10 protein-coding genes are annotated in these 15,082 nt (G+C 58.4%); 3 read left to right on the forward strand and 7 right to left on the reverse strand.

What is annotated here, in order from left to right; genetic code table 11:
* Positions 1-13: 13 nt before the first annotated feature.
* Genes hisC through ABEA58_RS07245 form a run of 3 tightly spaced genes read right to left on the reverse strand, consistent with a single transcriptional unit; the run spans position 14 to position 3,461 of the window.
* Positions 14-1,102 carry a histidinol-phosphate transaminase gene (gene hisC, locus ABEA58_RS07235; protein ID WP_345550161.1) on the reverse strand — a complete coding sequence of 363 codons (1,089 nt, stop codon included), beginning with the start codon at positions 1,100-1,102 and terminating at the stop codon, positions 14-16.
* Positions 1,102-2,181, reverse strand: a complete 1,080-nt coding sequence (locus ABEA58_RS07240) for an FHA domain-containing protein (protein WP_345550163.1) — start codon at positions 2,179-2,181, stop codon at positions 1,102-1,104. The genes hisC and ABEA58_RS07240 overlap by 1 nt, the downstream gene beginning before the upstream one ends.
* Positions 2,172-3,461 (reverse strand): S1C family serine protease, encoded by a 1,290-nt coding sequence (locus ABEA58_RS07245; protein ID WP_345550165.1) that lies wholly within the window; start codon positions 3,459-3,461, stop codon positions 2,172-2,174. Before ABEA58_RS07245 ends, ABEA58_RS07240 begins: the two co-directional genes overlap by 10 nt.
* Positions 3,462-4,584: 1,123 nt before the next feature.
* On the opposite strand from ABEA58_RS07245, the gene ABEA58_RS07250 reads away from it, so the two are divergent.
* Positions 4,585-5,052: a hypothetical protein gene (locus tag ABEA58_RS07250; protein WP_345550167.1), complete on the forward strand. Its 468-nt coding sequence runs from the start codon at positions 4,585-4,587 to the stop codon at positions 5,050-5,052.
* A 152-nt stretch (positions 5,053-5,204) separates the two neighbouring features.
* Here the strand turns inward: ABEA58_RS07250 and ABEA58_RS07255 are convergent, their stop codons facing one another.
* The 4 genes from ABEA58_RS07255 to ABEA58_RS07270 all read right to left on the reverse strand — a co-directional run bounded on the left by ABEA58_RS07255 (position 5,205) and on the right by ABEA58_RS07270 (position 12,688).
* On the reverse strand, positions 5,205-7,757 hold the full coding sequence (locus ABEA58_RS07255) for a protein kinase domain-containing protein (RefSeq protein ID WP_345550169.1): 2,553 nt from the start codon (positions 7,755-7,757) through the stop codon (positions 5,205-5,207).
* A gap of 137 nt (positions 7,758-7,894) precedes the next feature.
* Entirely contained in the window at positions 7,895-10,510 is a 2,616-nt protein-coding gene (locus tag ABEA58_RS07260; RefSeq protein ID WP_345550171.1) for a protein kinase domain-containing protein, read from the reverse strand.
* Positions 10,511-10,607: 97 nt separating this feature from the next.
* Positions 10,608-11,609, reverse strand: a complete 1,002-nt coding sequence (locus tag ABEA58_RS07265; protein WP_345550173.1) for an FHA domain-containing protein — start codon at positions 11,607-11,609, stop codon at positions 10,608-10,610.
* Between the two features lie 551 nt (positions 11,610-12,160).
* Positions 12,161-12,688, reverse strand: coding sequence for a MarR family winged helix-turn-helix transcriptional regulator (locus ABEA58_RS07270; protein ID WP_345550175.1), 528 nt, complete (start codon positions 12,686-12,688; stop codon positions 12,161-12,163).
* Positions 12,689-13,045: 357 nt separating this feature from the next.
* Between ABEA58_RS07270 and ectA the strand changes: the two genes are divergently transcribed.
* Positions 13,046-13,648 carry a diaminobutyrate acetyltransferase gene (gene ectA / locus ABEA58_RS07275; protein ID WP_345550177.1) on the forward strand — a complete coding sequence of 201 codons (603 nt, stop codon included), beginning with the start codon at positions 13,046-13,048 and terminating at the stop codon, positions 13,646-13,648.
* 66 nt (positions 13,649-13,714) lie between these two features.
* Complete coding sequence (ectB, locus tag ABEA58_RS07280; protein ID WP_345550179.1) at positions 13,715-15,043, forward strand: diaminobutyrate--2-oxoglutarate transaminase; 1,329 nt, start codon at positions 13,715-13,717, stop codon at positions 15,041-15,043.
* Positions 15,044-15,082 lie beyond the last annotated feature (39 nt).

Here is a 15,082-nt window from a genome sequence, read left to right on the forward strand (position 1 = left end):
ATAAAAATAGACCTCAGCTGTGCGGAGAAGTATCCGTCGCTCGCAGAATTTCCCGCAGTGCCGCAAGCAGGGCATCCATCTCATCATCGGTTCCGATGGAGATACGCAGGTATTCACTGATGCGCGGTTTGTTGAAGTAGCGCACCAGTATCCCGCGCTCCCGCAAGGCGTTGTAAACCGTCTCCGCAGCCATGCCGCGAGGGCGTGCCAGAACGAAGTTGGCCATGGATGGAACCACGGCGAAATCCAGCTCATGCAATGCCTCGGCAACCCTGCTGCGGGTGGCGACCACTTTGCCGCTGGTTTCTTCCAGCCAGTCCTCGTCGCCAATGGCCACCGCCCCCAGCTGCTGGGCCACGCTGTCGATGGGGTAGGAGTTAAAGGAATTTTTGGTGCGCTGCAGGCCCTCGATCAGGTGTGCCTGACCCAGCGCATAGCCCAGGCGAAGGCCGGCGAGGGCGTGGGACTTGGACAGGGTGCGGATCACCAGCAGGTTCGGGTACTGGTCGATCAGCGAAGCCGCGCTGTCGCCGCCGAAATCAATATAGGCTTCGTCAATCACCACCACCCGCGCCGGGTGCAGCTGCAGCAGGCGCTCGATTTCGTCCAGCGCCAGAATGCGGCCAGTGGGCGCATTGGGGTTGGGCAGGATTACGCCGGCTGCGGGGCCCTTATAGTCTTCCACATCCACGGTGAAATCGTCCCGCAGTGCCGGTGTGCCGTACTCGATGCCATACAGGTTGCAGTAAACCGGATAAAAGCTGTAGGTAATATCCGGGAGCAGCAGTGGCTCATCGCGGCGGAAGAAGCTGTAAAAAGCGTGGGCCAGCACCTCATCGGAACCATTGCCGACGAACACCTGCTCCGCTTTTACCCCGCAGTGGGCGGCGATGGCCGCGCACAGCTCCGCGGACTCCGGGTCGGGGTAGCGCCGCAGGGCCTCTGGCAGCGCCGGGTCGGCGAGTGTGGCCATGGCCTTGCGGGAGGGCGGGTAGGGGTTTTCGTTGGTATTGAGCTTGATCAGCTTGCGCCCGCGGGGCTGTTCACCGGGCACATATGGCTGCAGGTCCGCCAGGGCGGGACTCCAGAACGGGTTGGTCACTAGGCTGCCTCCTCTCGACTGCCGGCAGTATGGTCTTTGTGCGGGTTTGTGGCCTTGTCAGCGTCCGGTGCGGGGGTGGTCACATCCTTCGCCTCAATGGCGGACTCCTCCTGTTCGATAGGAATGTCGAACAGGGCCTGGGTTTGGGACACAAATTCATCCAATGGCACCGGCGCGCGCAGAAGCATGTCTTTGTGTTTGAGTTCGGTGCTGATCTGGGGGATGCCGTCAAACTGCGCCATATTGCCGATCTGCTCCATCAATGTCAGGCCGAGGAACCCCCACGGCAGGATCATCGCTGCCGCGAGGCGCCATCTGGGGGTGATATTCGTCGCCAGATAGATGGCGGACCACAGCATGGCCGGCAGTAAAACGGCGAGGATGGCCACACTGATCATCTCCACCAGATTGCCCATGGCGAAATTGTAATCCAGCAGGGTGCTGAACCACTCCCAGCCGGCAAAAATCAGCGCACCGAGGGCGGCAATGGTCAGTTGAGTAAAGAACATCGACTCGTGGTGCACCACCCGGCCGATCAGTGACCAGGCACCGGCATAAATCAACAGGCCGATAATACTGCCAAAGAAGATGTTGATAGCGCCGGTCCAGCGAAATTCCTCGGCGGTGTTCAGGTAGGCGGTCAGCAGGGTCAGCAGGCCCGCCAGAACCAGTAGGGTCACAGCCTTGGTCGGGCTGGCCAGTCGCGAGAACAGGTGCTCCAGGGAGTGCAGTGGCACTGCGGCTTCCATTGGCGCTGCGCTGTCCACGAGGCGGAAGTGGCTGCGGCCCAGTTGGATTTCGTCGCCGGAGACAATGCGGCGCTCGCGCACTTGGCCGCCCTCGATGCTGCTGTCCCGCAGGTTGCGGACCAGTTGAGTGCCGTTCAGCGAATTCATGTCCCGCAGCAGAAAGCCGCCATCCTCGGCGCACAGTATCTCCGCATGGTGGGCATCGGCGTGGGCGTCCTCCAGAATGGCGTCATTGTCGTAACCACGTCCGATGGTGAAGCGCTCTCCCTCCATGCGGTAGCGGGCTTGCACCCGCCGGGCGCGGTTCAGCTCTTCGATAATCAGTGCCATTGGATCTCGCTCGTGAACTTCTCAGAGAATGCGGCGGCGGACTCTTTGGTGAAACCCGACAGGGTGAAGTGGCTTACCAAAGCGCGGTCCTCTTTGTCGACACTGAGACTCAGATAAAAAATATCGTAGAGGTCCGGAAACTGTTTATAGCGGCGAACACAGTAACTGGTGCGGGCGATGATGGGGTCGTTCTGTTCGCCGTTCTCACCGGCTGGGCGCGGCTGCTCGGTAAAGGACTGGCGGCACTTGAACGCGGTGACATCATCCTCGCCGGCGTCATTGCCCGGCGCGAAGCGGTTCATCTGCTGTTCGTAATAGTTGTAAAAGCGGGTTGGCAGCAGGTCTTCTTTTGCCTCCAGCCAGAAAAATTCATACTCGATTCGGCCGGTATTGAAGCTTTCTGACAGGTAGATGACATCCTGACCGGTACAGCCCTTGTCGATGCGGGTTACCGGGTTGTCATCATCTTCCTGGGTGTTTCCCCAGCACTGTATAGCGGGCACGATTTCGCCTACCACTTCGGCATCTCCCAGCGGGCGCAGTTTCCACTCCGCATTGAGTACCTCGCTGATGATTTCCCTCTGGTTCTGCAGCAGCTGCTCGCTAGTCACCTGCTGCAGATCTTTGGCTTTGTCCTCGCTACCGAGGTGCTGGCGCAGTTTTGCCAGCTTTTCCACCGGTACCAGGAAGCTCACCTGATTGCCGGCAGTGGCCACATTGATACCTACCACCTTGCCGCTCGCGTTGATGACCGGGCCGCCGCTCATGCCGGGGTTAATGGAGCCGGCGAAATGGATACGGTCATAAAAACTGCCACTGGCGATGCCGTTATAGGTGCCGGGGATCAGGGTCATGCCCAGATCCAGTGGGTTGCCCAGGGCAAAAATAGTCTCGCCTTTGCTCGGGGTTTCTTCCGTCAGTTGCAGGTGCTGACTGCCGGGCGTGTCCATACGCAGGATGGCCAAATCGTTGACGACATCGATATCCAGAAGGCTCAGCGCGCCTTCAGCGCCATCGACGGAGAGATATTCCAGGCGGTATTTGTCCGGGTCGCTCACCGCCTCGGCAACAACATGGTAGTTGGTCGCAACAAGACCGCCGGGGGAAATCTGGAAACCGGAGCCGAGGCCGGCTTTGGAGTTGGAGGACTTCTCGATGAGGCGGATCTGATACAGGGCCCCACGATAATCTCTGTAGAGCTGCTCGTAGCTCTGCGCCAGCGCGAAGCAGGGAATACTACATAACAACAGAACCATCAGGCGCGCGCAAAGTGTGGGCATTAGCTTTGTGTAAATTATGGGCAGAAAGGCTTTGATCTTACGGGATAAGGACTGGGGCAACAAGTTTCTCCCTGAGGCCATCAGGCGGAAATCCTAGCGCAGTTTTTTCTGAATTCGATGCTCCGACCCGCGAGCTGCGTATGGCGGCGGGAGTGCTCGCACTTGCAAGCTGGTCGAGGGAGGGCGGTTTTCCTGCGGTGGTGTGGGAGAGCGAGTAGGGTGTGGAGATTCTATGCCGCGTTGGGTGCTACTTTATTCCATTTCGGCGTGCTGGCTGATTTGCGGGTCGGCCTGCTGGCCGGTCTGTGGGCCGGGATAGTCGGCACAATCAAAGCAGCTTTCGACAGTATGCTCCAGGGGATGTCCCGGTGTGTGTCCCGGGGGCTGGCGTGAACAAGTGAGCACTTACCACAATGCTTGGCTGTTGGCGCTACCGCTGTCCTTCTAGCTACAGCTGCCCCTCTATATAGGGTGTTCTCCATGTGGAGCCCTCGTCAATAGCCCACCACAATAGCCCTCTCGATAGGGGCACTTAATTTGTCAGCTGTGCTTGCCCTGGCTGAAACAGGCCCGCTCGATGGCGTGTAATGGGGTGTAATGGCGTGTAATCGATCTGTAATGGCTCTATCCGTACAGTGCTTGACGAGGATTGAGAGCGGGTTGTGTCGGGGGCTGACGACGCAGCCTCGGCAGGATGCCACTCTCCAACCTTCAGTGCTTTCCGTGGGATCACGGTCCCGTGCGCCGAGTGCCAAGCTCGGTAAAGGAACATGAATTCAGTGCAAGCTGGATAGTCAGGCCGGACCGGCAATCACAGAGCCCGAGCTGCCGGTGTTATGGATAAGGGCCTGGCGGGGCAAGGAAGCTCCAATTCGCTCTTGATAGTGTTGTTGTAACCGTCGATGGCTGGAACCATCTTTTACGGCCGGCAGTCAGGTTTCTGACTGCCTTTTTTTTAGGCGCGGGAAGTGGGGTTCCGGTCAAACTGGCATTGCGTTAGCAAGTGCGAGCTTCCATCGGCGTCTACTGACGCTGGTAATGAAGAGAATCAATATCCTGCGTGGTTTCAGGGTGAACAATAAAAGATAGAAAACATCTTGAAAAAGAGTTGATGGAGTGAAATATGACTGAAGCAACCAAAGTAGCCAAGAACAGTGTGGTCGTTCCGTCCAAAGGAAATGTCACGGTAAACTTTACCCTCGAGCCGACTGGCGCCGACCAGCACTGGATTTTGAAAGACTCCAGCGGTCAGGAAGTGGATCCAATTTCAATCAGCTTTGAGGGAGTGGTATCAGGGGGGAGCGCTAAGTCCGGCAAGGCGACACTTATTGTGGAGATCGTGAATTCCGAGCTGGGGTTTAAAAAGCTTCCTGGCAATATCGACGGCATCGAGACTTATGACGAAATCAATGATGGCCTCGGTGCCATCCAGAAGTGCCAGGTTGGAAGCCGCAGTGCGCAGTTTCTTGAAATCGTCCTGAAAGCCAACCGCCAACAAGACAATGGCTTTGGCTTTAAGTGGCTGGCTGAGGATTCAGATGGCAATACAATAGCTTCTGCCGACCCGTTTATTCAGGTCAAGCCTCGCTGAACCGATAGGCAATTTATTGCGTCGGTTCGCTGGAGTTACTGCGTTCACTGACTGGGTCCGTTAATCTGGATCGCCCAATTGGCCCTGAATTGGCCCTGTAAGCTGCTTCATTAGATCAGTTTCAGGGCCTTTTTTGCTGCTATATGTGCTCACTAGCTACTACAGATTGAAGCCTTGGCTAACGCTGAATTTTGCACGCATGCTTTCTGGAAAGTGGGGGTTTTGAACCAGGCAGGATGCATGCCTTTTTTTAGCGCTTTGTCTATGTACACTTTGGCAGAAATGGTATCGCCAATTACGGTATAGGTTTGCGCGGCGTAATAGTTCAGCCAGATGTTGTCTTCGGTCAGGAGTTTGGCCTCCTCGAGCGCTATGATGGCCCCTTCCTTGTTGCCAATTTTTGCGTTGGCGAGGGATTTTATGCAGAGGACCGGCCAGGACTTGGCGTCCGCTGTCAATTCCGTGATGGTTCTGTAAACCTCCCCTGCTTTATTTTTGTTTCCAAGCGCTTCCAGTATTTCCGCCAGATTGGCCTGGTTGAATGGGTTCTCAGGTGCCAGGCTCAGCGCTTCCTCAATGGTCGCGCTGGCGCTGGAGAAGTCCCCTTTCAGGAGTTGAGCTGTGGCCAGATTGCCCAGTTCGTCGGGGTTTTTGCGCTCTGAAGCCAGTAATTGATAGGAGCCAATGGAGGTCTCCAGGTCGCCTTTCTCCAGAGCTGTGGCCGCCAGCATGGAATGAGTCGTCAGATTATTGGGAGAATAGGCCAGGCTGTCCTTCCAGGCGTTAGTAGCCTTCTCTGTGGCGCCGAGCTGAAAGTGGCACAGACCCTGCTGAAAAAAGGAGAGATAGCTTTCCTGGATGGATAGGCTTTTATTAATGACTGCCAGGCAATCTTCATATTTTCCTGAACCGTATAGCAGGCGCGCTTCCAGATATAATGCCCGCTCTTCTGCCAAGCCTTTTTTCTTGAGGGTGTCGAGCGTATCTCTGGCCGCAGTAAAATTGTTGGTCAGTAGGGCGTGCTCCAGCCAGAGTTCATCCGTAACGATATTTTCAGGCTGTAACTCCGTCAGCCGCTCCAAAACATTTTCGAGCCTTTCTATGTATTGATTGTCTCTACTGCTGGAGTAAAGCTGTTTCGCGGATTCTGCATAGAGGCGGAAAGGCTGTAGGTGCGCGGGGTTGCGCTGCATCATCCCCTCAAGCGTTGTCAGTGTGGTTGCGCTGACTTGGTTATCCTGGATAACTTCCTTACTCAGCGCTAAAAAAGCCTCCAGGTCCTGTTCATTCGCAAAGCTGGCGTGCTGTTTATAATTTTGTTGCCTTTGGTGCTCAGGAAGCAGGTGATCAATATTTGCGGCAACCAGATCCGATGAGTGCAGTAGGTCTGTGGCTGGAATTTTGATGGTTTTGGCGCTTGTGACTGCAAGGCTGTCAGGGGAGATTTTTTCCAAGTGTGCCGAACATTGAATGTCATTACATTCTACGTGGCTGGCCAAAATAATATCCGGCTGCAGTGCGCTGGCGAACTCTCTGGTGTTCTTGAAGTTCGTTTTTGAGATTTCCGTTTTGGGAATCAGTTGCAGCCCTTGCCGGTGAAGAATGTCCTCTCTCAGCGTCTCATCGATCGCCGTTGATATTTTCCGGGTCAGTACCGTGTCTGAGGTGGGAGGTGGCAGTACGGCCACGGTCATAAGTTCCGGTGCGCTGATCCTCTCCCAGCCCAGATAGCCTGCACTGCCAAGTATGGCCAGCCCGGTCAGTGTGGCCAGCAAACGCCTGCGCCGGTTGGGGGGGGTGCGCAGCAGGCGGGTGGCGGTTTCTGAATGGACGCCGGTAGTGGTGCTGGAGCCTTCGGTGCGTAAAAACTCCAGCGCCTCCGCAACCTGCGCGGCGGACTCCGGGCGCTGCCTGGGATCTTTGGCCAGTAAATGGTCCAGCAGGGCTGCGAGTGGGGCCGGCAGGTCGGGATTGGCCTGTTGCGGAGGCGTGTGAGGGGAGTGTATGACCCGCTGGGCCAGGGCTATGGGGCCGGTTTCGCCCCGCTTGCTGTTATCGAATGGGCGGCACCCACACAGCAGCTCGTAGGCGATGGTGCCGAGACTGAACAGGTCGCTGCGCGGGCACAGCAGCTGGCCCTGCAGCTGCTCCGGTGACATGACCTCGACGGTGCCGGCCACGTGATCCTCACGGGTGATACCCTCGTCTTCCTGCAGGGACTTGGCGATGCCGAAGTCGGTAATCTTTGCGGTAAAGCCATAGGGACCAGCGGGGGCGATGAGAATATTGTCGGGTTTCAGGTCGCGGTGAATGATGCCCAGTGAATGCGCCTCGTTGAGGCCATGGCAGAGCTGAATAAGCAGGCTGAGTTTGTCGTGCAGGCTGGGGCTGGCTTCGCGCATCCAGACTTTGAGCGTGCTGCCGCCGACATACTCCATCACCAGGGCGATGCCGTCGCGCTCTTCAAGTACGTCGTAGAGCTGTACGATATTGGCATGATTCAGGCGGGCCAGGAGATGCGCCTCCGACTGGATGCGCGCCCGGGCGTTGGTGCTGGTGGTGTCGTCACGCAGCTTCTTGATGGCCACCGGCCGCTGCAGTTTGGTGTCGTGGGCCAGATAGACGACGCCCATGCCACCGGCGCCGAGAGTGCGCTCGATTCGGTAGCGGCCGAGCTGTAGTTGTTTTTCTTCGGCAATTTCCATGGCGGTTTATTCTTTTCACCAGCACGACTTCGGGTGCGCACGTTGCCCTTTACGCGGGCTGGTTCCAGTTTAACGGTTTTGCCCAGTGGCGACTAATTCTACGCAGGTGCTGCAAGCTGGCCGCGCCGATTGGCCTCTCAGCCCTCACCCCTACCCGCTGCCTGAATTTCTGCTCGGAGGTTACCGCACAGTTTGGGGTAGTCCCGGCGGAGATCGGCGAAGGGTTGCAGCTCGCACACTGGTGTGAACGGTGAGGTCTCGAACCAGATGGGTGACAGTCCCAGGTCCAGCGTTTTGCGCAGGTGCGCCTTGGCGGAAAAGAGGTCGCCGGTGGTGAGATAGACCTGTGCTCGGGCAAAATTGACATAGATATCGTCAGGTGCATCGCGCCCGATACGGATCAGCTTTTCGATCGCCCGTGCCGACTCGCCCAGCACGGCATGGGCGCGGGCCTGCATCAGCAGCCCCTCCCAGTCGCTGCGCTCGGCTACCGTTGCCAGCGCCTGCCGGGCAAACTCCCTGGCAAGCTCTGGCCTCCTTTGTACGCTGGCGATTTCCGCGCGGTAGAGCAGGCTCTCTGCGTCGCCTGGAGACCTTTGCGACAGGCTGGCAAAGCACTGGTCTGCCTGTTGGAACTGGCGTTCTATGTAATGTGCCAGACACAGGTTGTAGAGGTCCATGGAGCCGAGCCTGTCGGGATCGATACTGCCCAGCAGCTGCAGGGCCTCCTGTGGGTGGCCGGCGTCGAGTGCGTTGGCTGCCAGCAGCGACAGGGCGTCGATGTTGCTTTCGCTCATGGTCAGCGCCTGCAGAAGCAGTGGCCTGGCCGCGTCCATCTGGCCGCTGGCGCTGAGCGCCATGGCCTTCTGTACCATGTGGCTATAACTGTGGCGCAGAGCCAGGGCGCGATCGGCACTCGCCAGAGCCTCGTCATAATCCCCCAGGTGCTGATGTGAGGAGGCTTTGAGGTAGTGGTAGTTGGCCCGGTCGGGGAGTATGAGTTTGAGCCGCTTCAGCAGCTCCTCGGCCTGCGCCCGGTCTTCGCGGTTGACGGCGAGGCGCAGGCGAGCGCTGAGTACATCCGGGTGTTCGATAATTTGTGGCGGGGCGCGCTCAATAAATTTTTCCAGTCGCTCGGTGGCGGCCAGGTCGCGACTGTTGTAACGCTGATCGATAGACAGCTCGGCGAACAGACGGTACAGCGGTGTGAAGGCAGGCGAGTGCTGCTGCAGCGCCTCCAGTTCATCGAGGTGTTGCGAGGTGTGGGCGTCATCATCGCGCCGGTCGAAGATGCGCAGGTAGCGCTTGTAATCCACGTCGCTGAGCGCAAAGGTCGCGGTGCTTGAGCGGGGTTCGTAGGGCTGCAGCAGCTTGTTCACCTGTTGCAGTATGCGCGCGCGACTCTCGGTACTTTCATCCACAGCCAGCGCGGTGCTGCGGCTGGCGATGACCGCCATATTGTCGGCATCAATCAGTTCCAGCGCGGTTTCGCACTGGGCGGCGGAGCAGGTCAGCGACGGGTGCAGCAGCAGGTCGGCGTTGAGCGCCTCGGCCTGTTCCCGCAGCGGCTTGCCGGCGAGCTGCTGGGACTCGGAATAGGGCACCAGTAGCAGGCCTGCACGGTTGGCGAGATCCTGTTTCAGTGCGCTCAACACATTGTTGCCCAGCTGCCTGCTCGCGGGAGTGGAAACATTAGTTTCATCGGGGGTGATGATGGCAATGTACTCGCCGCTGCGCTCTGGCTGCGACGAATTCCATAACAGGGCTCCGGCGAGCACTGCCCCGGTGATTCCCGCGATGCCACTGCCGATGTGCCACGAGCGCGAGCTGCCAAAGCGCCGCTGGCGCCGATGGAAGGTTTCGGCGGTGATGGTGGATGTGAGGCTTGTGGTCTGACTGACGCTGCGCTCGCCAGTGTCGCCGGCCAGCTGCTGCATTATGCCGCCCAGCTCCTCGGCCACGGCGCTGGCGCTCAGTGGGCGTTTGTGCGGGGCCTTTGCCAGCAGCCGGTCGATCAGCTGGCTGAGTGCCGGGGGCAGGTCCGGGTTTAACTTTTGTGCGGGCGGGTGCTGGCTATTGACGATGCGGTCAGTAATTACAAAGGGGCTGTCGTGATCTCCAAACGGGTTCTGCCCGCACAGCAGGCGGAAGGCGAGAACCCCCACGGCGAAGATGTCGCAGCGGTTATCCAGGGGTTTGCCGAGAGCCTGTTCCGGCGACATGGCGCTCCAGCTGCCGGCGATGTGTTGCTCGCGAGTAAGGTCGCTGTGCTGACGCCAGTGCTTGGCGATACCGAAATCGGTAATTTTGACGGTGCTGTTTTCATCTACCAGGATATTGTCGGCTTTCAGGTCCCGATGGATGATGCCGGCACCGTGGGCGCGGGAAAGGCCGTGACAGATCTGTTTTAACAGCGCCAGGCACTGGCGGATGGTGGGGCTGCACTCGCGCTGCCACTGGCCGAGGGTGCTGCCGTGCACATACTCCATCACTAACGCGAGATCGTCGCCGTGTTCGACGACGTCGTAGATCTGAACAATATTGGGGTGGTTGAGCTGCGCGAGCAGCTGCGCTTCCTGGCGGATACGCTGTGAGGCATTGCTGCTGGTGGGGTTTTCCCGCAGGCACTTGATGGCCACCTGCCGGGCGAGGTGCTCGTCGGTGGCGAGATACACCACACCCATGCCGCCGGCGCCGAGCCGGGCGGTGACCTTATAGCGGCCGATGTAAAACGGTTGCTGCTCTGACGTCATGGTATGGCTGAGTGGACCCTGTGCTGCTCTTTGTCATCCCTGGCCATGATGTTCACAAGTTCTGGTCCGGCCTCATCACCTCCGGATCAGTTCGCCTTCAGGCGCTGGCTTCTGTGGCTTCTATCGCTTCTGTGGTTGCGCTTGTGCTCGCTTCCAGGCTGGTGCCCTTATAGATCTCCAGTTCCCTGCAGCCCAGCCGTATCTCCCAGGAGCGCCGCTCCAGCAAATTGGAAATGTCTACGGCATCCGGCAGCGCCTCGCCAATCTGTTTGCGGGCGCGGAAGATTTGCGTATTCAGATGGTTGACGGTGATACCCAGCTCGCGGGTGGCGACCTGGATCGGTACCCAGCCCTGGGTGTCCGCATCGGCGCCCCTTGCCATATCGCGGATACGCGCCCTGGCCAGATACACCAGCAGGCAGTTGTGGCTGCGTGCGGCCAGGTCGATATCGATCTCACCGTGGGCGATTCGCAGCTGCACATGCTCCTCGTGGTGACTGACCGAGAAGCGCAGGCGGAAGTCGGCGATAGAAAGCTGGTTCAGCGCCACCTCGCTGGTGGCCTTTTCATTATTGGCGAGAAACAGCTGCCAGCTGTGGGGGCCGCAGTCGAGCCGCTGTCCGTGCTTGACCACGGTGGTGTTTTCTGCGGCGCCGTTGTGCCCGCTCAGTTCAAACAGCCACTGGCCGCTAGCCGGATTGAAATGCAGGCTGGCAACAGGCTCCTCTTCGTTTGGCAGCAGGTTGTACTGCTCCAGCTTGCAGGCTTTGCCGGAGCGGAGGTCAATCAGCAGGTTGGCGGGCGGGTCGAGATTTTCCACGCTCCAGGCAGGGTTGCTGGCGCGTCCGAAGCTGAGCTTGTCGCCGAGCTGCAACGGGTAATTGCGCGCCGGAACCAGCTGCTGCCCATTGAGCCAGGTGCCATTGCGGCTCAGGTCGCGAATATTCCAGTGCGTGCCGGTCCACTGGATAGCGGCGTGGATACCGGAGATTTCCGCGCTGGCAATGCGCGTGTCGGCAGCGCCCTGGCGCCGGCCGATGGTGTGATGAGCCAGCAGATAGTGGGACTGATCCGTGTCCGGGTTCTGTAAACAGGCCATGTCTAAAATACCTTCGCCCCGGCTTATTTGCTTTATGCAATCTGACCGAAGCGATTGTTGTTGGCGATCTCTGTTCACACTGGATAGATCAGGGCGCAAGTCTTGTGCCTGCAGCGACGGGGGTGGCCCGCGCCTAGTTATTTTGGCCTGAAGTGACTGGCCGACCCTTGCGGGCTCACCTGCCGGCGCTGCTGGTTTCTGGCTTTCTGCCAGTCGACGCTGGTGGCGTCTTGCATAGGCCGGCCCAAGCCTGTAACGAGGAGCCGGCTGCGGGGCGCTGTTCTAGGTTTTTTTGCGCCCTGTCTTGATTGGCGGTTGCCGTCAGTGACGCGCGACCGCCCAGTGCTGTTGGGCCTTTTATACCGGACTCGGGCTGGAATGCAACGATTGCTTTCACTATCGCTCATGATCGATGAAAGCTTGAACATTTAGCGGAATTTACCGAATAAAACTTCGGTGTTTTGCGCGGTATTTGGCGTGGTCTGAGGCGGGGATTGAGAGGGTTTTTCTGCGCACAGAAATTATTTCTGCGCACAGAAATTTTGCGCTGTTCAGGCGTTTTTATCGCCGTCCGCATCGAGCTGCTCCATGGGCGGCTGGCGGCTGTCTTGGCGGTCCAAATCGCCCACATCCAGCACCGGTGAGGCATCGATATGCTCGGCGTCCATCATCATCGCGACCCGCTGCAGGGAGGAGATGATCATGGACTGTTCCCACTCGCGCAGGTCGCGAAACTGGCGCACGAACTGTTCCTGCAGCGGCGCGGGGGCGTCGCGGATAAGGTCCATGCCTTTGTCCGTGAGGTAGGCGTGTACCTTGCGCTTGTCCTGCGAGGATCTTTCCCGGTACACCAGCCCCCTTTTTTCCAGTCGGTCGAGGATGGTGGTCACCGTCGCCTGGCTGAGGCTGATTTCCTTGGCCAGCGCGCCGATGGTCACCTGCCCCTTTTCACGAATTGCCTGTAGCAGCAACAGTTGTGGTGCGGTCAGGCCCGCGGTCTTCACAAGTTGCTTGGAGTGCAGGTCGGTGGCGCGGATGAGGCGGCGGAGGGTGATCAGTACTTCTTCAATTTTATCCATCAGGAGCAGGCTCTGCAGTTCGCGGCGGGAGAGGTGCCTGTGCGCGACTTTATGCGCTGCCCGCAGATTGTCAATTGTTGAGTGTTTCGCTGAGTGCCTTCTGCCGCGGGGACCTGCGCCACCGCTGGCAGGCGCGGAGGCGTCTGTATAGGTGGAAGATCTGCGTGCTTTTTGATCAGCTGCCATGGGGTCGAGCCTTGCCTCTTGGTAAATGTTTAGAGTACTATGCAAAAAATTGTTTAGAGCAGTAAACAATTATCTGCATTAAAGGTCAAATGTGACCTGCTAATCGTCATCATTGATGTTTGGCGTCTCATTTGAGCGAACTCTAATTATTTGATAGCTAAAGGTATCGATTTGAACGCCACAAGCGTTAGCGCTTCGCAGAGCGCAAGTTCCCACGACAGCAGCGACGAGTCCCCGGAAGAAAAGGTCGCCGCGCGGCAGGGCGAGGCTTGCAAGAGCCAAGTTCTGCTGCGCAAGCCCGCCAGTGAGGACGGTGCCGAAGTGCACCGCCTGATCAGCCGTTGCCCGCCTCTGGATGAAAACTCCATCTACTGCAATCTGTTGCAGGCCACCCACTTCGCCGACACCAGCGTCGCCGCCGAACTGGACGGCCAACTGGTTGGCTTTGTCTCCGGCTACCTGATTCCCGCTCGTGCGGACACTCTCTTCGTATGGCAGGTGGCGGTGGCAGAGGAGGGCCGTGGCATGGGGCTCGCCGGTCGCATGATCCGCGACATTCTGGCCCGCCCGCACTGCCAGCAGGTCCGCTATCTGGAAACCACGATTACCCCTGATAACAAAGCCTCCTGGGCGCTGTTCCGCGGTCTCGCTCGCAGGCTGGATGCCGGGCTGGAAGAGTCGGTGATGTTTGACCGCGAGCGTCACTTCAAGGGCGCCCACGACAGCGAAATGCTGTTGCGCATCGGGCCCTTCGATACGCGGGCTCAAGGTTGAGGCGGGTAATCGCCATCCATTTTTATTTTCAGCGAACTGACAATTAACCAAGCAAAGGTTGCCAATATGAAAGTCTTTGATGAGATCGAATCCGAAGTACAGAGCTATGCCCGCGCCTTTCCGCGCATTTTTAACAAGGCGCAAGGGGAATATTTATACGATGAGGATGGCAATCAGTACCTGGATTTCCTCGGTGGTGCCGGCACACTGAATTACGGCCACAACAACCCGCTTTTAAAGGAGGCGTTGGTCGAGTACATCATGGCTGATGGCATTACCCACGGTCTGGACCTGCACACCAAGGCCAAGGGTGAGTTTCTGGAAGCTTTTTCCGAAAAGATCCTCAAGCCGCGAGACATGAGCTACGTCATGCAGTTCACCGGCCCGACCGGCACCAATGCGGTTGAGGCGGCGCTGAAGATCGCGCGTAAATACAAAGGTCGCGAAAACGTCATCGCGTTTACCAACGGCTTCCACGGCTGCAGTATGGGCGCGCTGGCGGCCACCGGTAATTCCCACCACCGCGGTGCCGCCGGTGTGAGCATGAGCGGTATCACCCGTATGCCTTACGAGGGCTATCTGGGTGACGATATCGACACTACCGCCTATCTCGACAAGGTGCTTTCCGATTCCTCCTCCGGTGTGGATCACCCGGCCGCTGTTATGGTGGAAACCGTACAGGGTGAGGGCGGTATCAACGCCTGCAGTGTGGAATGGCTGCGCAATCTGGAGGCGGTGTGCCGCAAGCACGATGTCCTGCTGATCGTCGATGATATTCAGGCGGGCTGTGGCCGAACCGGCAGCTTTTTCAGCTTCGAGGAAGCGGGTATCAAGCCGGACATCATCACCCTGTCCAAGTCTCTGAGTGGTTACGGCCTGCCGTTCGCGGTGGTGTTGATGGGACCGGAGCTGGACCAGTGGAAACCCGGTGAGCACAACGGCACCTTCCGCGGTAATAACCTCGCGTTTGTCACTGCCAAAGCGGCTATCGACCACTTCTGGAGCGATGACAGCTTCGCCAGGGAAGTACAGCGCAAGGGGGAGTATATCGAACAGCGTATGACCGCCATCGTCGAGAAGTATGGCGACGGCAATATGACCACCCGCGGTCGCGGCATGATGCGCGGCCTGAACTGCATCAGCGGTGACCTGGCCGGGCAGATCACCAGAGAAGCCTTCAAGCATGGCCTGGTGATCGAAACCAGTGGCGCCGACGATCAGGTGGTGAAAACCCTGTGTCCCCTGACCATCACTGACGAGAATCTGAAGCGCGGCCTGGATATTGTTGAAGCCGCGGTACAGAAAGTATTGAAGAGCAACGACGTGCCGGAAGAGCACGATTTCTTCGCCGAAGACGCTGACAGCGCAGAAGCGACGCTGGCGGGCGCAGCCTGAATACAGGCTCTTCGCGGAGATTGCTGAGTTAACTGGAAT

This window comes from Microbulbifer aestuariivivens (assembly GCF_039545115.1).
Lineage (GTDB): Bacteria > Pseudomonadota > Gammaproteobacteria > Pseudomonadales > Cellvibrionaceae > Microbulbifer > Microbulbifer aestuariivivens.